A 20873-nucleotide genomic window follows, 5' to 3' on the forward strand; every position below is an offset into this window, starting at 1 on the left:
AGAGATGAGCACAGCTTACATCGTCGAAGCCGTCCGCACCGCCGGGGGGCGGCGCGGCGGGCGTCTTGCGGGGGTGCACCCGGTCGACCTGCTCGCGGCGTCGCTCGACGCGATCGTCGAGCGCAGCGGGATCGATCCGAACGCGATCGACGACGTGGTGACCGGCTGCGTCACGCAGGCGGGCGAACAGGCGATGCAGGTCGGGCGGATGGGCGTGCTCGCCTCCAACCTGCCGGATTCGACCCCGGCGGTGACGATCGACCGGCAATGCGGCTCCTCGCAGCAGGCGATCCAGTTCGCCGCGCAGGCGGTGATGTCGGGGACGCAGGACGTGGTCATCGCGAGCGGCGTCGAAAGCATGAGCCGCGTGCCGATGGGTTCCAACGCGACGCTGCACATGAAGGAGGGGCTCGGCCACTACAAGTCGCCGCGGCTGGAGGAGAAATTCCCCGGCGTGCAGTTCAGCCAGTTCATGGGCGCGGAAATGATCGCGCAGAAGCACGGCTTCACCAAGGACGATCTCGATCGCTTCGCCCTGTCGAGCCACGAAAAGGCGATCGCCGCGACGCAGGGCGGCGCCTTCGAAAGCGAGATCGTTCCGGTGGAGATCGAAACGCCCGAAGGCACCGAAATGCACACGGTCGACGAAGGCATCCGTTTCGATGCGAGCCTCGAAGGGATTGCGGGGGTCAAGCTGCTCTCGCCCGAGGGCAAGATCACTGCGGCTTCGTCGAGCCAGATCTGCGACGGGTCGAGCGCGGTGCTGGTCGTTTCCGAAGAGGCGCTCAAGAAATACGGCCTCACCCCGATCGCGCGCATCCACAACCTCACCGTCACCGCGGGCGATCCGGTCATCATGCTGGAGGAACCGCTGTTCGCGACCGACCGGGCGCTCGAGCGGGCCGGTCTGAAGATCGAGGACATCGACCTCTACGAGGTGAACGAGGCCTTCGCCCCCGTGCCGCTCGCCTGGCTCAAGCACACCGGCGCCGACCCGGACAGGCTCAACGTCCACGGCGGGGCGATCGCGCTCGGCCACCCGCTCGGCGCATCGGGGACCAAGCTGATGGCGACGCTGGTCCACGCGCTGAAGCGCCACGGCAAGAAATACGGCCTGCAGACGATGTGCGAAGGCGGCGGCGTCGCCAACGTCACCATCGTGGAGGCCGTGTGATCTCCCGCGGGTCCCTGCGCAGGCAGGGACCTCCCGCCAAATCGCACGAGGTCCCCGCCTTTGCGGGGCCTCGCCGAAGTTTCATCTGAGAGGAAAACCACCATGGAAGTATCTGCCAACACCCCTGCCGTCGTCACCGGCGGCGCCTCCGGCCTCGGCCTCGCCACCGCCCGCGCGCTCGCCGCGAAGGGCGCCAAGGTCGCGATCTTCGACCTCAAGGAGGAAGAGGGCGAGAAGCGCGCCGCCGAACTGGGCGGCGTGTTCTGCAAAGTCAACGTGACCAGCGACGAAGAAGTCGACGCCGCCTTCGCCAAGGCGCGCGAGGCCCACGGGCAGGAGCGGATCCTGGTCAACTGCGCCGGGATCGGCAACGCGATCAAGACCGCCAGCCGCGACAAGCAGACCGGCGAGATCAAGCATTTCCCGATTTCCGCCTTCGACTTCGTGATCCAGGTCAACCTCATCGGGACGTTCCGCTGCATCGCCAAGTCGGCGGCGGGCATGATGACGCTCGACCCGCTGTCCGAGGACGGCGATCGCGGCGCGATCGTCAACACCGCGTCGGTCGCCGCCGAGGACGGCCAGATGGGCCAGGCGGCCTATTCCGCGTCCAAGGGCGGCGTCGTCGGCATGACCCTGCCGATCGCGCGCGACCTGATGAAGGAAGGCATCCGGGTGAACACCATCCTTCCGGGCATCTTCGACACCCCGCTGATGAACGCCGCCCCGCCGCAGGTGAAGGAAGCGCTCGCCGCATCGGTCCCGTTCCCCAAGCGGCTCGGCCAGCCGGAGGAATACGCCAAGCTCGCCATGTGCATGATCGAAACCGGCTATTTCAACGGCGAGGACGTGCGCCTCGACGGCGCGATCCGGATGGCGCCGCGCTAGGATCGGCGCGATCGACAGGGCCGCACGGCCCCCTTTGCCGACCGCGTGTCGGCCACACGAATTTGCCGACCGCTTGTCGGCAATGGGAAAAGGCCCCCGCCGCCTGCCGGGCAGCGGGGGCCTTTTCGCCTGCGCCACCCGGACAGCCCGGTGCGATGCGGCGCGGGCGCGCGATCGATCGGGATGGCGGCGGCCGCGGCTCGTCGCGCATTAGGCGTCGCTGCCTTACGCCGGGAGCGGGCCCCGCCGGAGCCGGATCGCCCGCCGGCCCTCGAGTCGCCGCTTTGAGCGGATCGAGGCAGGCAGCGTTTCCACGTGCAAGCGCGCCTTTACCCGGCGTTTACCTGACGGGGCTAACACTTCACCTTTTCGGCCCTGCGCTGCGGCCCGCGTCGAAGGAGGTGATGATGCGTGATAACGTGACCGATCTTGCGGTGGTCCTTGCCGGGATCGGGGCCGGGCTTTGGCTGCAGGACGTCGTGGCGGGATTGACCGGGGCGAGCGGGATCAAGCTGTTGTTCGGTCAGGCCGTGATCTGGAGCGCGGTCATCGGGGTGAGCGTGTCATGGCTCGCGCGCCGGAGGCTCGCCGCGCTGGCCCGCCGCCTTTCCGTGCAGCTCGAGGCCCGGCAGGCAACGCCGCTCGCCCGCCGCGCCCGCGCGGGGCGGGGCGAACGCGCCGCCGGGGTGCTGTTCGCGCTCGGTGGGGCGGCGCTCACCGCGCTTGCGCTCGTCGATGCGACCACTTTCACCGGTCTGTTCGTGGAGGACGGGCCGTTCGAATATGGCTCGGCGCTGCTCTACCTTTTCGCCGCCTGGGCCTGCCTCCTGCTTGCCGTGCGTGCGCGCGGAGGTGGCCGCGGGCGGCTGGCCCTGTGGCTCGTCGGGCTTGCCGCGATGTTCGTGTTCGTCGGCGGGGAAGAGATAAGCTGGGGTCAACGCATCGTGGGTTTCGGCACGCCCGACGCCCTCGCCGCGGTCAACGTGCAGGGCGAATTCACGCTCCACAACGTCTGGTCGAATTCGCTGTTCGTCTATCCCGGCCTAGCGGTGACGGCGGTGCTGCTGTTCGTGCTGCCGCTGGTCCACCGCCATGTGCCGACGATGCGACGGCTGCTCGACGCGCTCGAATTCCCGGTCGCGCCGCCGCTTGCGGCGGGGCTCTATGCCTTCGCGGTCGCGTGTTACGCGGTGACCGGGCTGGCGCTCGGCACCCCGACGCCACTGCCGATCAACTGGTCGGACCACCTGCCGCATTACGACGACGAATTGCTCGAATTCCTGATCGCGGCGCTGTTCGCGATCCAGGCAGGCAGCCTGTGGCGGATCGCGCTGCCCGGCGGCGAGGCGGAGGTCCGGCAGGGGCAGGGCGGACTGGCGGCGGAATAGGTCCCGATCCCCGCCGCACCCCGCGCGCGGCGGCGGGGCCGGCCGGGGGAGGTTTCATGAAGTAAGGGGGCTTGCGCGGCTCTTTGCGAGGTCAGGCGAGGCCGGGCGTTGCCGGGACGATCGCATAGGCGAAGAGGATCGCGCTCATGCAAAGCGAGATGGCGGCGGCGATGAGGTTGCGGCTGGTATCGGGGGTGAACATGGCGGGTCTCCTTGCTTCTCGTTCGTCTGCGGCGGCGGCGAGGGCCTCCGCTCGATGCCCGACGCTTTGCACGGCCCGTGCCAAACCTGCCGAAGCGCGCGAATCCGTGCTTGCGGGGGAACCCGGCGCGAAGGCTGCCGAGCCCGCGATGCAAAAGGTCGGGGATTTTTCCCAATCCTTGGGGCGGCGTTTCTCCCGCCTCCGTCCCTTCGCCAATCTGGCAGGTTTTCCTTTCGCAAGGGGCGTGCCATCGTGCCTGCGGAAGGAGAGCAGCATTCATGACCGACTACACCCAGATCACCGTCAGCAAGGCCGACGGCATCGCCACCATCACCCTCGACCGCCCCGACAAGATGAACGCCTACACCCGCACCATGGGCGAGGAGATCATCGCGGCGATGGACGATATCGATGCCGACGACGGCGTGCGCGCGGTGATCTTCACGGGAAGCGGGGAAAGGGCCTTCTGCGCGGGCGCCGACCTCACGCCCGAGAACGGCGGCCAGGTCTTTGCGAGCGGCGATGACGTCGCCGACCTTTCGGACGAGCGGGTCCGCGACGGCGGGGGGCTCCTCACGCTGCGCCTGTTCGAAGCGAAGAAGCCGCTGATCGCGGCCTGCAACGGGGTCGCCGTTGGGGTCGGCGCGACGATGCAGCTCGCCATGGACATCCGCCTCGCCAGCGAGACGGCGCGCTACGGCTTCGTCTTCGCGCGGCGCGGGATCGTGCCCGAAGCCGCTTCGAGCTGGTTCCTGCCGCGCATCGTCGGGATCAGCCAGGCGCTGGAATGGTGCTATTCGGGCCGGGTGTTCGATGCGGCCGAGGCGAAGGCCGGCGGCCTCGTTCGCTCGGTCCACGCGCCCGGTGACCTCATGTCCGCCGCGCGCGACCTCGCGGGGGAGATCGCCGCGAACACCTCGGCCATTTCGGTCGCCATGACGCGGGCGATGATGTGGCGCCTGATGAGCGCGGATCACCCGATGGAGGCGCACAAGATCGATTCGCGCGCGATCTACCGGCTTTCGCGCGGGGCCGATGCGAAGGAGGGCATCGCGAGCTTCCTCGAAAAGCGCCCCCCGGCCTATCCCGGCAAGGTGAGCGAGGACATGCCCGATTTCTATCCGTGGTGGGAACAACGCGCCTACGAATAGGCGGGCGTATCGAGGGCGGTTCGGCACGGGCGGCGGCGAGGTGACGCTTGCATGACGTGGTGGTTTCATTAGAAACCATCTTCGATGACCAGAACCCTTGCCGCCGATGCGCCCGCTGCCCTCGCCAGCGAAGAACCCTGGGGACTGGGCGGTTTCCTGCCCTATCGCCTGTCGATCGCCTCCAACGCGGTCAGCAGCCTGATCGCCGAGCGGTATCGCAAGCGCTTCGGCCTCAAGATCCCCGAATGGCGGGTGATGGCGGTGCTCGGCGATGCGGGCGGACCCGTGGGCCGCACGCAGCGCGACCTCACCCGCGCGACGCTGATGGACAAGGTGGCGGTCAACCGGGCGTGCAAGGTGCTCGAGCAGCGCGGCCTCGTCGCGCGCGCCGCGAACGAGGCGGACGGGCGCTCGCACCTGCTCGAACTGACGGGCGAGGGCCGCGCGGTCCATGCCGAGATCATGCCGCTCGCGCTCGCGACCGAGGCCGAGTTGTTCGAAGGGCTGGCGCCCGCAGAACAGGAGCAGATGAAGCGCCTGCTCAGGCGGATCTACGAGCGCGCGATCGCCCTGTCGGAAGACCCGCCCGAAGGCTGAGGCCCGCCGCCCGGACGCGCGAACCGGCCGGATCCGCGCGTGGCGGGTCCGACCGGTTCGTGTGCGTGCGGCGCGCGCTACTTGATCAGCGCGTCCGAGATCGAGCAGGCGGCCGGGCCGAGGATGACCACGAACAGCACCGGCAGGATGAACAGGATCAGCGGCACCGTCATGATCGCGGGCAGGCGCGCGGCCTTTTCCTCGGCGCGCATCATGCGCTCGTTGCGGAATTCGGCCGACAGCACGCGCAGCGCGGAGGCGAGCGGGGTGCCGTAACGCTCGGTCTGGATCATGGTGGTGACAACGCCCTTCACCGCTTCCAGGTTGACCCGGTAGGCGAGGTTGTTGAACGCCATCTTGCGTTCGTTGAGGAAGGACAGCTCGATCGCGGTGAGCGCGAATTCGTCGCCGAGTTCGGGATAGGCCCGGCCCAGTTCCTTCGCCACGCGGTTGAACGCGGCGTCGACGGTAAGGCCGGCCTCGGCGCAGATGACGAGCAGGTCGAGCGCGTCGGGCAGGCCCTTCTGGATCTCCTTCGTGCGCTTCTGCGCCTTGTTGGAGAGATAGAGTTCTGGCCCCTTGTAGCCGAGGAAGACCGACGCCCCGAAGGCGAGCGAGCGTGTCATCGGGCTCCAGTCGGGCCAGTATTCGACCACGTAGATCATCATCCCGGCAACGAGGCCGAAGGCGATCGGCAGCACCGCGCGCAGGCCGATGATGACGACCGCGAGTTCCTTGTTGCGGTAGCCCGCATGGGCGAGCTTCTGCTGCACCGCCGCGACCTGGCTCTGCTGCAGGACGTTCATCCGGCTTAGGCGGTCCTTGACCCGGTCGGTCGTGTCGGTCCGCCGCACGAGGCTGGTGCGCTTCTTCGCGCCCGAGTTGACGATCCCCGCCTTCAGCTCCTCGCGCCGGGCGTTCAGCGACTTCACCCGCTTCGCCATCGGGTCCTTGATCGTGATCGCGGCGTAGATCGCGAAAAGCACGGCGAGGGCGGCGATCCCGGCCAGGATCGAACCGACGAGGATGACGTCGAAGCCGAGCAGGGTGGGTCCGGGAGGTTGTGCGATCATGGTGTTTCGTCCCGAACTCAGATTTCGAAGCTGACCATCTTGGCCATGATGAACACGCCGATGCTCATCCAGATGAGCCCGCCCAGACCGGCCACCATCAGGCGTTCATCGACGAAGAAACCGCCGATGTAGTCCGGGTTGATCCAGTAGATCATGGCGAAGACGATGAAGGGCAGCGAGCCGACGATGTAGGCCGATGCCTTCGATTCCGAACTCATCGCCTTGATCTTGAGCTTCATCTGGGCGCGCTTGCGCAGCACGTCGGCGAGGTTCGACAGGGTTTCGGCGAGGTTGCCCCCGGTTTCCCGCTGGATCGCGAGCGTGATGCAGAAGAAGTTGAATTCGGGGATGTCGAGCCGGTCGGCGGTTTCCTGGAGCGAATCCTCCATCGTCTTGCCGATCTTGATCCGTTCGGTGACGCCCTTGAACTCGATCCCGACCGGGCCGGGCACTTCCTGCGCGACCACGGCGAGCGTTTCGGTCACCGGGAGGCCCGAGCGGAGCCCGCGCACGAGCAGCTCGATCCCGTCGGGGAACTTGGCGTTGAAGGCATTGGTGCGCTGCTTGATGAAGAAGCCGACCACCATGTGCGGCAGCCCCGCGCCGACCAGCAGGCCGAGCCCGAGCGAGAGCAGCAGCGCGCCGCTCTGGATGAAGATCACCACCGCCACTGCGAGCCACAGGCCGAGGCTGGCGTAGAGATATTGCGACAGGGTCCAGCCCTTGCCGGTCCGGTCGAGCCGCATCGCGAGCGCTTCCAGCCGCGAACCCGATCCGGCCTTGCGGTAGAGCTTGGGCTTGCGCGCCGCGACCGCGCGCTTGAACTGGCTTTCGACCTTGGCGTCGAGGCTTTCGGAATGGCGGTAGCGCAGCGCCTCCAGCCGGCGCTTCTGCGCCTTGCCGGCGCCCGCGCCCTGCACGGCGAGGTAGATCACCACCAGCACGCTGAAGATCACGCCCGTGACGAGCAGGGTCTGTAGAAAACTCATGCCATCGGCTCCTGCCTCGTGTGTCTACCCGGCGTTCGACCGCCCGGCCGCGGGGCGGGGCGCCGGCGCGCTTGCGCGGCGGCGGCCCCGGCGCGGCGGATCATTCGGCCGCTTCCGCCTCGGCCTTCTTCGCGTCCTTCTTCGCCAGCAGCGACTTGAAGTCGAACCCGCCGAGCAGGGACTTCTTCTCCTGGCCGACGCTTTCTAGATCGTCCTGGCTCGCGCCGACGATGCGTTCGGCGATCTGCCTGATCGCCGCGGTCGCCTTGCTCGCGCGGTTGGCATCGACGAAGACCTGCCCCAGCTTGGCCGCGTTCGACGCCGCCTTGATGTCGTAGGGCACGGAAAAGTCGATTCGGCGCTCGATCGAGGCCTCGAAATCGCTTTTCGAGATCTCCGCCACGCCCGGCTGGACCTTGTTCGCGACGATCATCGGGTGCGCGTGCGCGGCGTTGGTCTTGAGCCAGGACAGGATGCGGATCGCGTCGCGCGCCGAGGCGAGCGTCAGTTCGCAGGTGACGAGGACGAGGTTCACGTCGCCCAGCAGCTGCGGGAAGTTGATCAGCATGTTGCGCGGCATGTCGATGACCGTCATCTCGAAGGCCTGGCGGAATTCCTCCTCCAGCTGGACGAAGGCCGACCCGTCGGTCATCAAGGGCTGGTTGATCGGAGCTTCGGCCGACAGGATCGAGAGGTTGTCGTTCGCCCGGATCATCGCGCGTTCGATGAACAGCCCGTCGATGCGGCTCGGATTGTCGATCGCATCGGTCAGCCCGCGGCCCGGTTCGAGATCGAGCGCGAGCGCGCCGGTCCCGAAATGAACGTCGAGGTCGAGCAGCGCGGTCGGCGCCTTGTGCTGGTCGGAGAACAGCCAGGCGAGCGAGGTCGCGAGCGTCGAGGCGCCGACCCCGCCGCGCGTGCCGACCACCGCGGTCGAGATGTGCCGGCGCACGCTGTCGCCATCGCCCGAACGCGGCGCGGTGAAAACGGTCAGCGCATTGCCCAGCGCATCATGGACCTGCTGCGCCGACAGGGGCTTGAGCAGGTAGTCGTGGATCCCGCTCGCAAGCAGGTCGCGATAGAGCCGCACGTCGTTGACCTGGCCGATCGCGATCACGACCGTCCCCGGCTCGCACACCTCGGCGAGCGCGTTGATGTCGTTCAGGGGATCGCCGCTTTCCGACAGGTCGACGACCAGGATCGCCGGGCTCGCGCTGACGGAGAGCGACTGGATCGCGTTCCTCAGGCCGCCCTTGTTGCACTTCTCCGGCTGCCAGCCCATCTCGATCACGACCGGGCGCAGCACGTCGAGCGCGGTGTCGTCGCAGATATAGGCCGCGAAGGGATCGCGATTGCCGGGAAGACCGTTTTTCCAGGGAGCATTCATGGCTTAGTTTCCTCCTGCACCGCCGCCGCCGCCGCCGCCGCCGCCGCCGCCGCCGCCGGCACCGCCCGCAGTGGCATTCATGAGCCCCTGCGCGCCGGTCGGCGGGGCTTCGCGCAGCGCCTCGATCGCCTTGTTCGAGGTCTGCACGACCGTTTCGCTGTCACCCTTCTTGCCCTCGAGCAGGTCCTGCGGGTCGGCCACCATCGCGGCGAGGTTGCTGTTGGTCGCGCAGCCGAAATTGGGGCTCGTCGCGTTCATGTAGTTGGCATCGGCCGGCCCGGACCAGTCGGGGCAGCCGGGCACGCGCGCCTCGGAACGGGTGATGACGATGCGCGCCTGGCCGGGCTCGAGATAGCCTTCGGTCGTCGGCGCGGTCTCGCTCACGATCAGGCCATAGCGTCCGGCAAGGTCGCTCACCGCGCCCGCGACCGCGGGGTTCTTGCCCGGGTTCTCGATCGAGACGCGGTCGCCATAGCCGAGGTCCATCGCCTCGAACCAGCCGTTGAGCCGCTGCTGTTCGGAGATCGGCAGGCCGCCCGAGCCGGTGTCCACGTCGAGCGTGAAATTGGTCCGCTCGACCACCGGCTGCTTGACCGAATAGAGCGTGCGGTTGGTCGGCATCCCGGCACAGCCGCCGAGCGCGAGGCCAAGCGAGACGGCGATGGCAAGGCCGGGGGCGAAAGCCCGTTTGCGGCGGTGTTGAAGGGTCATGGGGTTCACCTTTCCTCTCGCGTTACAGGCTGAAGCCGGGGGCCGCGGCGTCGGCGGTCCGGTCGGTCCGGCCGCGTCCGCGATCGTCGGCGCGCTTCGCCGGCTTGGGCAGTTGCGGCACCTTGCCGGGCACGATCGCGGCCGGGTCGGCATCGCTGACGTCGGGCGTCGGCGCGTCCTCGCCCGCCGCGGTCGGGCCGGGGCGCTTCGCCCCCGACTGGCCGGCGTGGTTCTGGTAGGCGAGCAGCTGTTCGAGCTCGTTCGCCGAACGATAGCCGTCGGTCGGCAGGGCGATGTCCTTCGCATCGACCGGCTTCACCAGGTAGGGCGTGACGACGATCACCAGCTCGCTCTCCCCGCGGCGGAATTCGCGGCTGCGGAAGAGGTTGCCGAGGATCGGCACGTCGCCGAGGCCCGGCGCCTTGTCGAGCGCGTTCTGCGAATTGGTGCTCATCAGCCCCGCGATCATGAAGCTCTGGCCCGAGCCGAGTTCGACCGTGGTCTCGGTCCGCCTGGTGGTGAGCGCGGGGACCTGGAAACCGTTCAGCGTGATCGAGCCCTGGGTCGACAGCTCGGACACTTCCGGACGCACGCGCATCGAAATGCGGCCGTTCGAAAGCACGGTCGGGGTGTAGGACAGGCTCACGCCGAACTGGCGGAACTGCACCGTGACCTGGCCGAGGCCCTGCGCGACCGGGATCGGGAATTCGCCGCCCGCGAGGAAGGTCGCGGTCTCGCCCGACAGCGCGGTCAGGTTGGGCTGCGAGATCGTGGTGATGAGGCCGAGCCGTTCCGACAGGTCGAGCGCGCCGAGCGTGTCGATCCCGAACAGCCGGCCGAGCCCCGCGATCGAGGTGCCGTCGTTCGAATCGATCGCCGGGCCGGGGATCTCGGTCCCGTCGGGCAGGATGAAGGCCGACTGCGCGACGTCGTTGCCGACGCCGAGCGGGCCGTTCGTCAGCCACTGGTCGCGCCCGCCGAGCTGGCGGCCCGTGCCGACGCCGAAGCGGAAGCCGCTCGACCCGTCGATCTGGGTGAGGTTGCCGCCGATCTCGCGCACGAGGCTGCGGCTGACTTCGGCGAAGCGGACCTGCAGGTTGACCTGCAGGGGCGTCGCCGTCTTCATCCGGCTGATGACGTTGGCTTCCTCGCCGAGGAAGGCCTGGACGAGGCGTTCGGCCTCGGCGGCGTCCTCGGGCGCGGAGACGGTGCCGGTCAGCAGCACCGTGTTGGCGCCCATGGTCGCGACGTTCACCTCGGCATCCGGCATGGCGAGCGCGAGCATCTGGTCGATGCTCGAGATGTTGTTGCCGACCCGAATGTTGGCCGAGAAGATCACGTCGCCCCCGGCATTGCTGGCATAGATCGTCGTCTCGCCCCCGGCGCGGCCGAAGACGTAGAGCTGGTTCTGCGCCTTGATCTGGACATCGGCGATCGCCTCGTTGGCGACGAAGACATCGGTCATCGCGCCCGGCACGGTGACGAGTTCGCCGCGGCCGATCGACAGCACGATCTCCTGGCTGGGCCGTTCGACCTGCTGCGCGGTCGCGGTGGTGGCGGACATCGTCGAAGCGAGCATCGGCACCAGCGCAAGGCCCGCCAGCAGCAAAGTCTTTCTCAGGCGGCTAGTCATTTTTCGACCCCCCAAATCGGTCCGGTTCGGGCGCGGGGTCTGGCCTGCGCGCGCCGTGGTTTTGTTCGTGAGTGCCCCGGTCATCGTCTTTCTCCTCGCGGCACGCGTCAGCGCACCGTCATGGCGGCGGCGGGGACGGTCCGGCCCGCCTCGCCGATGCCCCGGCTGCTCTGCCCGCGCATCGCGCGGGCGGCGGTGATCTTGCCTTCGACCGGGACTTCGATGGTGTTCTGGCCGCGGGTGACGCGCACGCTCGGGCCGGAGGTGGCGGGCGCGCCGCCGACCTTGGCCGAGACGCCCGGCGCGGGCGGCGTGTAGTCGGACTTGCCGCCACCATCCTTCGGCGGGATCGAGGAGCGCTGGAAGCGCGAGACGTCGCCGCCCGTGGCAAAGGTCGCGCCGGTGTCGATCGGGCGGCCCAGGGCGGCGCGCAGGATGCGCTCCTCCTCTTCGGGCGTGGCGGTGTCCGGGATCCGCACCTCGCCCGCAGCGATCGCGCGTTCGAGCTCGGCCTCGTTGTCCGCGATCGAGCGCAGCACGAGGCTCAGCGTGCCGACCGTCTGGGCGACCGCGATCTTCTCCGCGATCTTGGGCGTGACTTCGAGCGTAACCGTGCGGAAGGCGCGGACCATGGTCTTGCCGTTCTCGTCGGTCACCTGTTCGGTCGACTGGTCGGTGGCGAGCACGCGCAGGTTGCGCAGCACCGTTTCCGCGGCGCGCAGCGGCTGGCCGTCGCCTTCGACGGTCTGGGTCAGCACGAGATCGACCCGGTCGCCCGGAAAGACGAAGCCGGCAACGCCCGTGCGGGCCGAGACGGGCACGGTCACCGCGCGCATCCCCGGACCCAGCGCCGCGGCGAGGAAGCCGCGGTCGCCCGGGCTCACCAGCGAGCCCTGGGTGACCGGCTCGCCCGCGGTGACGGGATAGCGCACGACCGTGCCGAGCAGCTGGTTCACGTCGCTTTCGCCGTCGAGGAAATAGGCCTCCCGCACCAGTTCCTCGGGCCACTGCTGGTAGCCCAGCGCGTCGGCGGTGATGATCGTGCCCGCGGGCAGGGCGCGCTGCGCCACCAGCACCTTGGGCCCCGTCGGTTCGGGCGCGGCAGCGACCGCTTCCGGCGCCGCGGTGCCCGCGAACATGCTCCGCGCGGCGAATGCCGTGCCGACCGCGATGATCAGCGCACCGAGCAGCAGAACCAGCTTCTTCCTATCCATGGCTTGTCAGCCCCCTAGTAATTGCCCGGGGTTGGTCGCCGGGCGGGTATGGTTTCGACGGGTAAGCCCGGAAGGGTTAAGATCGGGTTGACCCGGCAGCCGCTCCGGTTGGAAAAGACGCGGCGGTTTCGGCGCTTACCGCGGCTGCTCCGTGCGCGACGACAGCCGGCGCGGCTTGGCGCCCCGCTTCGGGCAGGTAATGCGCGCCCAGCACCCACAGCCCGCCGATCGCGATCGCGACGCCGTAGGGAATGGCGAGTCGCTCGCGCCGGCGGCGCATCAGGTGCCAGCTGCCCATCACCACGGTCAGCACGCCCCCGGCGAGCGCCATCATGACGAGCAGCTGCACGAACAGCGCCGGTTCGATCCACAGCGCGAGCGCGGTGAGGAGCTTGACGTCGCCCCCGCCCATCACGCGCAGGGCGAACAGTCCCGCCAGGATCGCGAAGGCGAGCAGCGCGACGCCGAATTGCAGTGCGATGTCCGGCCACGGCGAAAGGCCCTGCGACCACCAGAACACCGGCGCGCCCAGCGCGATCGCGGCGTTCAGCCAGTTGTCGATCTGCCGCCGCCTGATGTCGGTGAAGGCGGCGAAAAGCAGCGCGATTGCCAAGCCGGCGAGCAGCCCGTAGTGGATGAAATCAAGCATCTTGCCCCCGAATTCTGGGCGCCCGGCAGGTCCGGGCGGCCTTCGCTCGAGGCTGTGCTACAGGTCAGGGCTTACCAAATAGTAACCAAACCGCAGAGGCGACGGATCGGCACGATGGGTAGGGGCGCGGCCTCTCGGGACAGGGACACGGAACGGCCGGCGCCGATCGACCGCCGGGCGATCCCGCCCCATGCGCGCGAGACCGTCTGGCAGGCACCCGACGGGCACGAAGTGCGCCGGATCGACTGGCCCGGCGCCGATCCCGCGCGGCCGCGCGGCTCGATCCTGTTCCTGCCCGGGCGCGGCGACCATTACGAGAAATATCTCGAGACGCTCGAGGAATGGCACCGCGCGGGCTGGCGCGTCACGGCTTCCGACTGGCGCGGGCAGGGCGGCTCCGGGCGGCTCGGGCGGGACGCGGTGACCGGCCATGTCGAGGATTTCGCCCACTGGATAGACGATCTCGCCGCGCTGTGGGCCGCGTGGAAGGCAGGGACGCCGGGCCCCCACGTGCTCGCCGCGCATTCGATGGGCGGGCACCTCGCCATGCGCGCCGTGGTCGAACGCCGCGTCGATCCCGCGGCGCTGGTGCTGTCCGCGCCCATGCTCGGCATCAACGGGCCGCCGCTGCCGCTCGGCGCGCTCCACGCGATCGCGCGGACCATGACCCGGATCGGCGATCCCGCGCGGCAGGCGTGGAAATGGTCGGAAAAGCCGGGCGCGCTGCCCGCGGCGCGCAATGCCCTCCTCACCCATGACGACGAACGCTATGCCGACGAGATCTGGTGGCGGCGCGAACGGCCCGAACTCGTCATCGGCCCGGCGAGCTGGCGCTGGGTCGAGCGCGCCTATGCCTCATGGCGCGGGCTGGAGGCCGCGGGCGCCCTCGAATCCGTGCGCACGCCGGTGCTGATCCTTTCGACCAGCATCGACAAGCTCGTCAGCCATGCCGCCAACCGCCGCGCGGCCGAGCGCCTGCCGAACGCGCGGCTGGTCGAATTCGGCGCTGAAGCGCGGCACGAAATCCTGCGCGAGGTCGATCCGGTCCGCGCCCGCGCGATGCAGGCCATCGCCGCTTTCCTTGACGAGGTCGCGCCAGCGCGGGATTGAGGCGCCATGACCGGGACCACGTATGATTTCGCGGTGATCGGGGCCGGGATGGCGGGCGCGAGCCTCGCCGCCGAACTCGGCCCCCACGCCAGGGTGCTGCTGCTCGAGGCGGAGGACGCGCCGGGCTATCATTCGACCGGCCGCTCGGCCGCGTTCTGGGAACAATGCTATGGCGGGCCGGGCGTCGTCCCGCTGACCCTGCCCTCGGGCCGCTACCTGCGCGAACACGGTTTCCTGAAGGACCGCGGCGCGCTCTATGTCGGCAAGGCGGGGGACGGCGAAACGATGGACGCCTTCATGGCGAGCTTTGCCGGGACGGGCGTGACGATCGGGCGGCTGGGGCGCGCGGGGCTGGTCGAGCGGGTCCCGCTGATGCGCGAGGAATGGGTCGACGCTATCTGGGAACCGGCCTGCGCCGACATCGACGTGGCGGGGCTGCACCAGCACTATCTCAAGGCGTTGCGGGAAGCCGGGGTGGAGCTGGCCGTGAGAGCGCGCGTGGCGTCCCTCGCGCCGGAAAACGGCGGCTGGCGCATCGCCTGCGAGGACGGGCGCAGCTTCCGCGCCGCGCGGGTGGTGAACGCCGCCGGGGCGTGGGCCGATACGATCGCGCGGCTCGCGGGCGCAAGGCCGCTCGGCATAGATCCCAAGCGGCGCACGGTCGTGCAGCTGCGCGTCTCCCCCACCGCGCCCGACGACCTGCCGTTGGTGCTCGACATCAACGGGAGGTTCTATTTCAAGCCCGACAACGGGCGGCTCTGGCTCTCGCCCCATGACGAGGTGCCGAGCGAGCCCTGCGACGCCGCGCCCGAAGAGATCGACGTCGCGCGCGCGATCGACCGGTTCGAGGCGGTGACCAACTGGCGGATCGAAGCGCTCGAACACCGCTGGGCGGGCCTAAGGAGCTTCGCCCCCGACCGCCTGCCGGTCTACGGGCCGGACCCGCGGGTCGCGGGCTTCTTCTGGTTCGCGGGCCAGGGCGGCTTCGGCATCCAGACCGCGCCCGCCGCCGCGCGGCTGGGGGCGCAGCTGCTGCTGGGGCAGGAGGCCGACACGATGACCGCCGGGATCGACCCCGCCGCCTATGGCCCGGCGCGTTTCGACACGGAAAAAACGGCCCGAACCGGCTAGCCAAGGGGGTTTCGATCTGTATGGTGGTCCCGGTTCCGACACGGTTAGGGAAGGGGATGACCGATGGCTCACAAGTTCGAGATCTACAAGGACAAGGCCGGCGAATTCCGGGTGCGTTTCAGCTACAATTCCGAAGTGATGTTCTCGACCCAGGGCTATTCCTCGAAATCGAGCGCGCAGAACGCGATCGATTCGATCAAGAAGAACGGCCCCGACGCGCCGGTCGAAGACAACAGCTGACGCTTGCCGGACGTTGCGCGCGGGGGCGGGCTGACGGACGACATTTCATGGCGCGCCGTCGCTCGAAACGGGGTGTGCGCGCGTGACCTGACCGAACGAAACCCCCGTTCGCGCCCTACCCGCCGTTTTCGCGCGCGATCCGCTCCGCCTCGTCGCTTGCGAGGCGGTCGACCCGGTCGTTTTCCGGGTGGCCCGAATGGCCGCGCACCCAGTGCCATGTCACCTCGTGCCGCGCGGCGACCTCGATCAGCTCGTGCCACAGGTCGGCGTTGCGGACCGGCTTCTTGCTCGCATTGATCCAGCCGCGCTTCTTCCAGCCCTCGACCCACCTGGTCATCCCTTCGAGGACGTATTTGCTGTCCGAATAGAGCTCGACCCGGCACGGCTCGGTCAGGGCGCTCAGCCCGCGGATCGCGGCGGTCAGTTCCATGCGGTTGTTGGTCGTCTCCGCCTCGCCGCCGGAAAGCTCCTTCTCGTGCTCGCCCAGGCGCAGCAGCACGCCCCAGCCGCCGGGGCCGGGATTGCCCTTGCACGCGCCGTCGGTGAAGATTTCGACCTGTTTCATATGGCGTTTCATCGCGGTAGCTTCCTTGCCGGGATCGGGCGCGAGGGCAAGGGGATCAGGCGAGAAGGCTCTCCCCGTGTTCGGCATAGAAACGCCAGCGGCGGGCGAATTCCATCGGGTCCTTGCGGGTGACCAGCGCCCCGGCGGGCGTGCCGTGCCAGTCCTCCGCCCGGCTCGCGACGAAGCGCAGCGCCGCGCCTTGCGCGATTCGCCCGAACAGGCGGCGCTCCCCCTCCTCGAGCGGGCGCACCGCCCGGTAGGCCGAAAGCAGCGCCTCGCCCCGCGCGGGATCATAGGCGCCCGTCTCCGGCTCGAAGCACCACGCGGCATGGGTCGTCGCAAGGTCGAGGGCGAGGCAATCGGTGCAGGCGAAGTAGAAGTCGATCATCCCGGTCACCTCCTCGCCCAGCATCAGCACGTTGTCGGGGAACAGGTCGGCATGGATATTGCCGCGCGGCAAGCCGGAAAGGTCGAGCGCCGCGGCGGCGCGGGCGGGTTCGAGGAGTGCGGGAAGCTCCGGGTGGATCGCGGCCAGCGCGTCCCGTCCGCATTGCTCGAGGATGGCGAGATTGTCGGCAAAGCCCATCGTGTTGGCGCGGCTGAGCGGGAAGTCGCGGCCGGCAAGATGCATCCGCGCGAGGGCTTCGCCCACCGCGCCGGCCTGCGCGGGGGAAGGGCGGGTGGGGGAGACGCCGGGCAGGTATTCGATCAGCGCGACGGCCTTGCCCCGCTCCATCCGGTAGGCGGCGCCCGCGCGGTCGTGGATCGTGCGCGGGACCGGGCAGGCGCGTCCCGCGAGATGGTCGAGCAGGCCGAGGAAATAGGGCAGGTCGGCAAGCTCGATCCGGCGTTCGTACATGGTCAGGATGAAGCGCCGCGTGCCGTCCCCCGTCCCCGAAGTCTCGACCAGCCAGTTCGAATTGGAAACGCCCTCCGCGATCCCCTTGGCCGAGACCAGCGCACCGACATCGTATTCGCCGGTCAGCCGGGCGAGGTCTTCCGCGCCGAGATGGGTGTAGACCGCCATGTTGCCCCCGGTTGCCCCTCGCGCGCGGGGTTAATCGGTGAGCTGGCGGGGCAGCTTGAACACCATCTTTTCCTCGGCCGCGGTGATCGTCTCCTCGGCGATCGGGCGCATCCGGCCCAGTGCCTCGACCACTTCGCGCACCAGCACTTCCGGGGCCGAGGCGCCCGCGGTGATGCCGAGCGTGGTGACGCCTTCGAGCCAGGCCGGGTCGATTTCCGAGGCGCGCTGGATCAGCTTCGAAGGCGTGCCGAGCCGTTCGGCAACCTCGACGAGGCGCAGCGAATTGGAGGAATTGGGCGCGCCGATGACCAGCACGAAATCGCAGTCCTGCGCGATCTCCTTGACCGCGGCCTGCCGGTTGGAAGTGGCGTAGCAGATGTCCTCGGCCTTCGGCCCCTCGATATTGGGATAGCGCCATTCGAGCGCCTCGATCACTTCGCGCGTGTCGTCGACCGAAAGCGTGGTCTGGGTGAGGTAGGCGAGCGGTTCGTCGCTGTCGAAGGGGAGCTTGTCGACATCCTCGATCGTCTCCACCAGCGTCATCTGGCCGGGCGCGACCTGGCCCATCGTGCCGATCACCTCGGGGTGGCCTTCGTGACCGACGAAGATGATGTGGCGGCCCTTTTCGATCTGGCGTTCGGCCTGGCGGTGGACCTTGGAGACGAGCGGGCAGGTCGCATCGACATAGAGCAGCTTGCGCCGCTGCGCCTCGGCCGGGACCGATTTCGGCACGCCGTGCGCGCTGAAGACGACCGGCGCGTCGTCGGGCACCTCGTCGAGTTCCTCGACAAACACCGCGCCCTTCGCCTCGAGCCCTTCGACGACGTATTTGTTGTGGACGATCTCGTGCCGGACATAGACCGGCGCGCCATAGCGTTCGAGCGCGCGCTCGACGATCTCGATCGCCCGGTCGACCCCGGCGCAGAAGCCGCGCGGGGCGGCGATCAGCAGGTTGAGCGGGGCCGCATCGGCAGCGTGGTCGGCGGCGGGCGGGGCGCTCTCGGCGAGCGTGCTTTCGGGCAAGGACGCGTTCATGACCCTCCCTCTAGCGTTTTGTCGCGCGCATCGCTAGGGCTCACGCGACTTTACGGGGCCTTCCGCGGGAGCGGCGGGCCTGCGCGCATGATCCGGACGGCAGATTCGAGGACGGCTTCTTCACAATGTTCCAACGCAAACCTGTCCTTGCCGCGCTCGTCGCCATCGCCGCGCTGGCGGGCTGTCGCGGCGAGGGCGAGCTGGTGGTCGACCAGGGGGTCGGCATCACCTCGGTCCTGAGCTCCTGCCCGGCTGTCGGCATTCCCGACTACACCGGCGACGTGACGCTGTTTTCCGGCGGGGGCAAGACCGCGGCCGATCTCGACGTGACCGCGGCGATGACCAACCTGCGCGCGACCTGCGACGACAGCGGGGACAAGGTCTACACCACCGCGACCTTCGACGTGGTCGCCCGCCGCGCCGACGCGCGCGGGAGCCGGACGGTCACGATCCCCTATTTCGTGACCGTGGTGCGGGCCGGCAGCGCGGTCGTCTCCAAGCGGGTGGGCGAGATAACGCTGGACTTCGCCGAAGGCGAGGAACGCGCGAGCGCGAGCGGGCAGGCGGCGAGCTATGTCGATCGCGCCGCCTCCTCGCTGCCCCAGGACATCCGCGAGCGGATCACGCGCCGCCGCCGGCCCGGCGATCCCGAAGCCGCGCTCGACCCGCTGGCCGATCCCGAGGTCAAGGCGGCGATCGCGCGGACCCGGTTCGAGATGCTGATCGGTTTCCAGCTGTCCGAGGACCAGCTCGCCTACAACGCGACGAGATAGCATCTTCGCCAGCCCATCCGGGCCGCATTCCCGGCGTGTTGCCCCTGCGCTCCGTTACGGCGCGCCTGCGGGCGCCCGGCTTTCCGCACTTGAAACTTTCGCGAGTCCCCGCGAAGGCGGGGACCTCCATCCTCCGGGTGGGACGCCCCTTTTCGAGCGCACAGGATCCATGGAACACACCACTCTATACGCCGAATACGCGACGCGGATCGAAGCCGCGCTGAAGGCGCTCGTCGCGGAAGGCGCGCTGCCCCCCGAAACCTCCTTCGCCAACGTCACCCTCGAGCCGCCGCGCGACCCCTCGCACGGGGACCTTGCGACCAATGCCGCGATGGTGCTGGCGAAACCGGCCAAGACCAATCCGCGCGCGCTCGCCGAAAGGATCGTCGAGAAGATCGCGGCCGATCCCACCGTCACCAGCGCCGAGATCGCCGGGCCGGGCTTCATCAACCTGCGCCTCGATCCCGCCGCGTGGCTCGGCGAGCTCGGCGCGATCGCCGGGGCGGGTGCGGATTACGGGCGCTCCGTCATGGGCGCGGGCCGGCGGGTCAATGTCGAATATGTCTCGGCCAATCCCACGGGGCCGATGCACATGGGCCATTGCCGCGGCGCGGTGGTGGGCGATGCGCTGGCGAGCCTGCTCGAATGGGCGGGGCACGAGGTCACGCGCGAATACTACATCAACGACGCGGGCGGGCAGGTCGACACGCTCGCCCGGTCGGCGCACCTGCGCTACCGCGAGGCGCTGGGCGAGGACATCGGCGCGATCCCCGAGGGGCTCTATCCCGGCGACTACCTGAAGCCCGTCGGCGAGGCGCTCGCGCGCGAGCTCGGCGACAGGTTCCGCGATGCGGGAGAGGAGGAATGGCTCCCCGTCTTCCGCGCCGAGGCCACCGGGCGGATGATGGACCTGATCAAGGCGGACCTCGCCCTGCTCGGCATCCACCACGATGTCTTCGCTTCCGAAGCCGCGCTCCACGCTGCGGGCAAGCCCGCCGAGGCGGAGGCCTGGCTGCGTGAACACGATCTCGTCTATGACGGCGTCCTGGAGGCTCCCAAGGGCAAGGCGCCGCCCGAGGACTGGGAACCGGTCGAACTCCCGCTGTTCCGTTCGACCCGCTTCGGCGACGACCAGGACCGGCCGATCCGGAAAAGCAATGGCGCCTGGACCTATTTCGGCGCCGACCTTGCCTATCACATGCAGAAGGCGGCCGGGGCGGACGAGCTGATCGACATCTGGGGCGCGGACCACGCGGGCACGGTCAAGCGGATCAAGGCCGCCGTCACCGCCCTTTCGCAAGGGCAGGGGCGCGCCATCCCGTTCGACGTGAAGCTGGTCCAGATGGTCCAGCTCATGCGCGGCGGCGAGCCGGTCAAGATGTCCAAGCGTTCGGGCAATTTCATCACCATCGCCGACATGGTCGAGGAAGTGGGCCGGGACGTGGTGCGGTTCACCATGCTCACCCGCAAGCCCGAGGCGCAGATGGAATTCGACTTTGCCAAGGTGGTCGAGGCATCCAAGGACAACCCGGTCTTCTACGTGCAATACGCCCATGCCCGCATCCGTTCGACGCTGCGCAAGGCGGACGAGGCGGGCCTTGCGCCCTCGCCGCAGGCGCTCGGCAGGCTGGGCGGGGAGGAGCTCGCGCTCGTCAGGCTCGCGGCGCGTTTCCCGCGCGAGGTCGAGGCCGCCGCCCGCGCGCGCGAGCCGCACCGGATCGCCTTCTATCTCTATGACCTTGCCGCCGAACTCCACGCCTTCTGGAATCTCGGCAATGATTCGCCCGGAAAACGGTTCATCGTGGAACAGGACCAAGAGCTGACCGGCGCGAGGCTTTTCCTCGGCGCGGCGATCGGGCAAGTCATCCGCAACGGGCTGAACGTGCTGGGGGTGGAAGCGGTCGAGTCCATGTGACGCGCCGTCCCTGGCCTCCGG

General features: G+C 69.0%; 21 protein-coding genes. 10 read left to right on the forward strand and 11 right to left on the reverse strand.

Features of this window, described 5'->3' with window-relative positions:
- Positions 1-4 precede the first annotated feature (4 nt).
- The 3 genes from BLU08_RS14440 (at position 5) to BLU08_RS14450 (ending at position 3450) form a co-directional block, all read left to right on the forward strand.
- A complete protein-coding gene (locus BLU08_RS14440; protein WP_090200598.1) occupies positions 5-1174 on the forward strand; it encodes an acetyl-CoA C-acetyltransferase in 1170 nt (389 codons plus the stop codon).
- Positions 1175-1276: 102 nt separating this feature from the next.
- Positions 1277-2062: an SDR family NAD(P)-dependent oxidoreductase gene (locus BLU08_RS14445; RefSeq protein WP_090200600.1), complete on the forward strand. Its 786-nt coding sequence runs from the start codon at positions 1277-1279 to the stop codon at positions 2060-2062.
- Between the two features lie 404 nt (positions 2063-2466).
- Positions 2467-3450, forward strand: a complete 984-nt coding sequence (locus BLU08_RS14450; RefSeq protein ID WP_090200602.1) for a hypothetical protein — start codon at positions 2467-2469, stop codon at positions 3448-3450.
- Between the two features lie 91 nt (positions 3451-3541).
- On the opposite strand, the gene BLU08_RS14455 is transcribed toward BLU08_RS14450, so the two are convergent.
- Positions 3542-3652, reverse strand: coding sequence for an enoyl-CoA hydratase (locus BLU08_RS14455; protein WP_090200604.1), 111 nt, complete (start codon positions 3650-3652; stop codon positions 3542-3544).
- A gap of 278 nt (positions 3653-3930) precedes the next feature.
- Here BLU08_RS14455 and BLU08_RS14460 point away from each other — a divergent pair, with 278 nt between their 5' ends.
- Together BLU08_RS14460 and BLU08_RS14465 are read left to right on the forward strand one after the other, a co-directional pair.
- Entirely contained in the window at positions 3931-4803 is an 873-nt protein-coding gene (locus tag BLU08_RS14460) for a crotonase/enoyl-CoA hydratase family protein (RefSeq protein WP_090200605.1), read from the forward strand.
- Positions 4804-4887: 84 nt separating this feature from the next.
- Positions 4888-5400, forward strand: coding sequence for a MarR family winged helix-turn-helix transcriptional regulator (locus tag BLU08_RS14465; protein WP_090200607.1), 513 nt, complete (start codon positions 4888-4890; stop codon positions 5398-5400).
- A gap of 77 nt (positions 5401-5477) precedes the next feature.
- On the opposite strand, the gene BLU08_RS14470 is transcribed toward BLU08_RS14465, so the two are convergent.
- From BLU08_RS14470 to BLU08_RS14500, 7 genes are all read right to left on the reverse strand, one after another.
- Positions 5478-6473: a type II secretion system F family protein gene (locus BLU08_RS14470; protein WP_090200609.1), complete on the reverse strand. Its 996-nt coding sequence runs from the start codon at positions 6471-6473 to the stop codon at positions 5478-5480.
- A gap of 17 nt (positions 6474-6490) precedes the next feature.
- Positions 6491-7462, reverse strand: a complete 972-nt coding sequence (locus tag BLU08_RS14475) for a type II secretion system F family protein (RefSeq protein WP_090200611.1) — start codon at positions 7460-7462, stop codon at positions 6491-6493.
- 100 nt (positions 7463-7562) lie between these two features.
- Positions 7563-8849: a pilus assembly protein CpaE gene (locus tag BLU08_RS14480; protein ID WP_090200614.1), complete on the reverse strand. Its 1287-nt coding sequence runs from the start codon at positions 8847-8849 to the stop codon at positions 7563-7565.
- 3 nt (positions 8850-8852) lie between these two features.
- A complete protein-coding gene (locus BLU08_RS14485; protein ID WP_090200616.1) occupies positions 8853-9560 on the reverse strand; it encodes a CpaD family pilus assembly protein in 708 nt (235 codons plus the stop codon).
- A 22-nt stretch (positions 9561-9582) separates the two neighbouring features.
- A complete protein-coding gene (locus tag BLU08_RS14490) occupies positions 9583-11193 on the reverse strand; it encodes a type II and III secretion system protein family protein (RefSeq protein ID WP_090200618.1) in 1611 nt (536 codons plus the stop codon).
- A 107-nt stretch (positions 11194-11300) separates the two neighbouring features.
- Positions 11301-12407: a Flp pilus assembly protein CpaB gene (gene cpaB / locus BLU08_RS14495; RefSeq protein WP_090200620.1), complete on the reverse strand. Its 1107-nt coding sequence runs from the start codon at positions 12405-12407 to the stop codon at positions 11301-11303.
- Positions 12408-12483: 76 nt separating this feature from the next.
- Positions 12484-13056, reverse strand: coding sequence for a prepilin peptidase (locus tag BLU08_RS14500; RefSeq protein WP_090200623.1), 573 nt, complete (start codon positions 13054-13056; stop codon positions 12484-12486).
- A gap of 114 nt (positions 13057-13170) precedes the next feature.
- Here BLU08_RS14500 and BLU08_RS14505 point away from each other — a divergent pair, with 114 nt between their 5' ends.
- From BLU08_RS14505 to BLU08_RS14515, 3 genes are all read left to right on the forward strand, one after another.
- Complete coding sequence (locus BLU08_RS14505) at positions 13171-14166, forward strand: alpha/beta fold hydrolase (protein WP_090200625.1); 996 nt, start codon at positions 13171-13173, stop codon at positions 14164-14166.
- Between the two features lie 6 nt (positions 14167-14172).
- Positions 14173-15297: an FAD-binding oxidoreductase gene (locus BLU08_RS14510; RefSeq protein WP_090200627.1), complete on the forward strand. Its 1125-nt coding sequence runs from the start codon at positions 14173-14175 to the stop codon at positions 15295-15297.
- Positions 15298-15360: 63 nt separating this feature from the next.
- Entirely contained in the window at positions 15361-15537 is a 177-nt protein-coding gene (locus BLU08_RS14515) for a YegP family protein (RefSeq protein ID WP_090200630.1), read from the forward strand.
- 115 nt (positions 15538-15652) lie between these two features.
- On the opposite strand, the gene rnhA is transcribed toward BLU08_RS14515, so the two are convergent.
- Genes rnhA through ispH form a run of 3 tightly spaced genes read right to left on the reverse strand, consistent with a single transcriptional unit; the run spans position 15653 to position 18164 of the window.
- Complete coding sequence (gene rnhA, locus BLU08_RS14520) at positions 15653-16102, reverse strand: ribonuclease HI (RefSeq protein ID WP_090200631.1); 450 nt, start codon at positions 16100-16102, stop codon at positions 15653-15655.
- Positions 16103-16157: 55 nt separating this feature from the next.
- Positions 16158-17129, reverse strand: coding sequence for a homoserine kinase (locus tag BLU08_RS14525; RefSeq protein ID WP_090200632.1), 972 nt, complete (start codon positions 17127-17129; stop codon positions 16158-16160).
- A 30-nt stretch (positions 17130-17159) separates the two neighbouring features.
- Entirely contained in the window at positions 17160-18164 is a 1005-nt protein-coding gene (gene ispH, locus BLU08_RS14530) for a 4-hydroxy-3-methylbut-2-enyl diphosphate reductase (protein ID WP_090200633.1), read from the reverse strand.
- Positions 18165-18289: 125 nt separating this feature from the next.
- On the opposite strand from ispH, the gene BLU08_RS14535 reads away from it, so the two are divergent.
- Entirely contained in the window at positions 18290-18937 is a 648-nt protein-coding gene (locus tag BLU08_RS14535; RefSeq protein ID WP_090200634.1) for a hypothetical protein, read from the forward strand.
- Positions 18938-19106: 169 nt separating this feature from the next.
- Positions 19107-20852, forward strand: coding sequence for an arginine--tRNA ligase (gene argS, locus BLU08_RS14540; RefSeq protein ID WP_090200635.1), 1746 nt, complete (start codon positions 19107-19109; stop codon positions 20850-20852).
- The last annotated feature ends 21 nt before the right edge of the window (positions 20853-20873 follow it).

Source organism: Erythrobacter sp. HL-111, from assembly GCF_900105095.1.
Taxonomy (GTDB): Bacteria; Pseudomonadota; Alphaproteobacteria; order Sphingomonadales; family Sphingomonadaceae; genus Erythrobacter.

What these genes read in the sequence shown, in the direction of transcription:
- BLU08_RS14440 (WP_090200598.1), top strand. Translation starts at nt 5, where the DNA reads ATGAGCACAGCTTACATCGTCGAAGCCGTCCGCACCGCCGGGGGGCGG.
- BLU08_RS14445 (WP_090200600.1), top strand. Translation starts at nt 1,277, where the DNA reads ATGGAAGTATCTGCCAACACCCCTGCCGTCGTCACCGGCGGCGCCTCC.
- BLU08_RS14450 (WP_090200602.1), top strand. Translation starts at nt 2,467, where the DNA reads ATGATGCGTGATAACGTGACCGATCTTGCGGTGGTCCTTGCCGGGATC.
- BLU08_RS14455 (WP_090200604.1), bottom strand. Translation starts at nt 3,652, where the DNA reads ATGTTCACCCCCGATACCAGCCGCAACCTCATCGCCGCCGCCATCTCG.
- BLU08_RS14460 (WP_090200605.1), top strand. Translation starts at nt 3,931, where the DNA reads ATGACCGACTACACCCAGATCACCGTCAGCAAGGCCGACGGCATCGCC.
- BLU08_RS14465 (WP_090200607.1), top strand. Translation starts at nt 4,888, where the DNA reads ATGACCAGAACCCTTGCCGCCGATGCGCCCGCTGCCCTCGCCAGCGAA.
- BLU08_RS14470 (WP_090200609.1), bottom strand. Translation starts at nt 6,473, where the DNA reads ATGATCGCACAACCTCCCGGACCCACCCTGCTCGGCTTCGACGTCATC.
- BLU08_RS14475 (WP_090200611.1), bottom strand. Translation starts at nt 7,462, where the DNA reads ATGAGTTTTCTACAGACCCTGCTCGTCACGGGCGTGATCTTCAGCGTG.
- BLU08_RS14480 (WP_090200614.1), bottom strand. Translation starts at nt 8,849, where the DNA reads ATGAATGCTCCCTGGAAAAACGGTCTTCCCGGCAATCGCGATCCCTTC.
- BLU08_RS14485 (WP_090200616.1), bottom strand. Translation starts at nt 9,560, where the DNA reads ATGACCCTTCAACACCGCCGCAAACGGGCTTTCGCCCCCGGCCTTGCC.
- BLU08_RS14490 (WP_090200618.1), bottom strand. Translation starts at nt 11,193, where the DNA reads ATGACTAGCCGCCTGAGAAAGACTTTGCTGCTGGCGGGCCTTGCGCTG.
- cpaB (WP_090200620.1), bottom strand. Translation starts at nt 12,407, where the DNA reads ATGGATAGGAAGAAGCTGGTTCTGCTGCTCGGTGCGCTGATCATCGCG.
- BLU08_RS14500 (WP_090200623.1), bottom strand. Translation starts at nt 13,056, where the DNA reads ATGCTTGATTTCATCCACTACGGGCTGCTCGCCGGCTTGGCAATCGCG.
- BLU08_RS14505 (WP_090200625.1), top strand. Translation starts at nt 13,171, where the DNA reads ATGGGTAGGGGCGCGGCCTCTCGGGACAGGGACACGGAACGGCCGGCG.
- BLU08_RS14510 (WP_090200627.1), top strand. Translation starts at nt 14,173, where the DNA reads ATGACCGGGACCACGTATGATTTCGCGGTGATCGGGGCCGGGATGGCG.
- BLU08_RS14515 (WP_090200630.1), top strand. Translation starts at nt 15,361, where the DNA reads ATGGCTCACAAGTTCGAGATCTACAAGGACAAGGCCGGCGAATTCCGG.
- rnhA (WP_090200631.1), bottom strand. Translation starts at nt 16,102, where the DNA reads ATGAAACAGGTCGAAATCTTCACCGACGGCGCGTGCAAGGGCAATCCC.
- BLU08_RS14525 (WP_090200632.1), bottom strand. Translation starts at nt 17,129, where the DNA reads ATGGCGGTCTACACCCATCTCGGCGCGGAAGACCTCGCCCGGCTGACC.
- ispH (WP_090200633.1), bottom strand. Translation starts at nt 18,164, where the DNA reads ATGAACGCGTCCTTGCCCGAAAGCACGCTCGCCGAGAGCGCCCCGCCC.
- BLU08_RS14535 (WP_090200634.1), top strand. Translation starts at nt 18,290, where the DNA reads ATGTTCCAACGCAAACCTGTCCTTGCCGCGCTCGTCGCCATCGCCGCG.
- argS (WP_090200635.1), top strand. Translation starts at nt 19,107, where the DNA reads ATGGAACACACCACTCTATACGCCGAATACGCGACGCGGATCGAAGCC.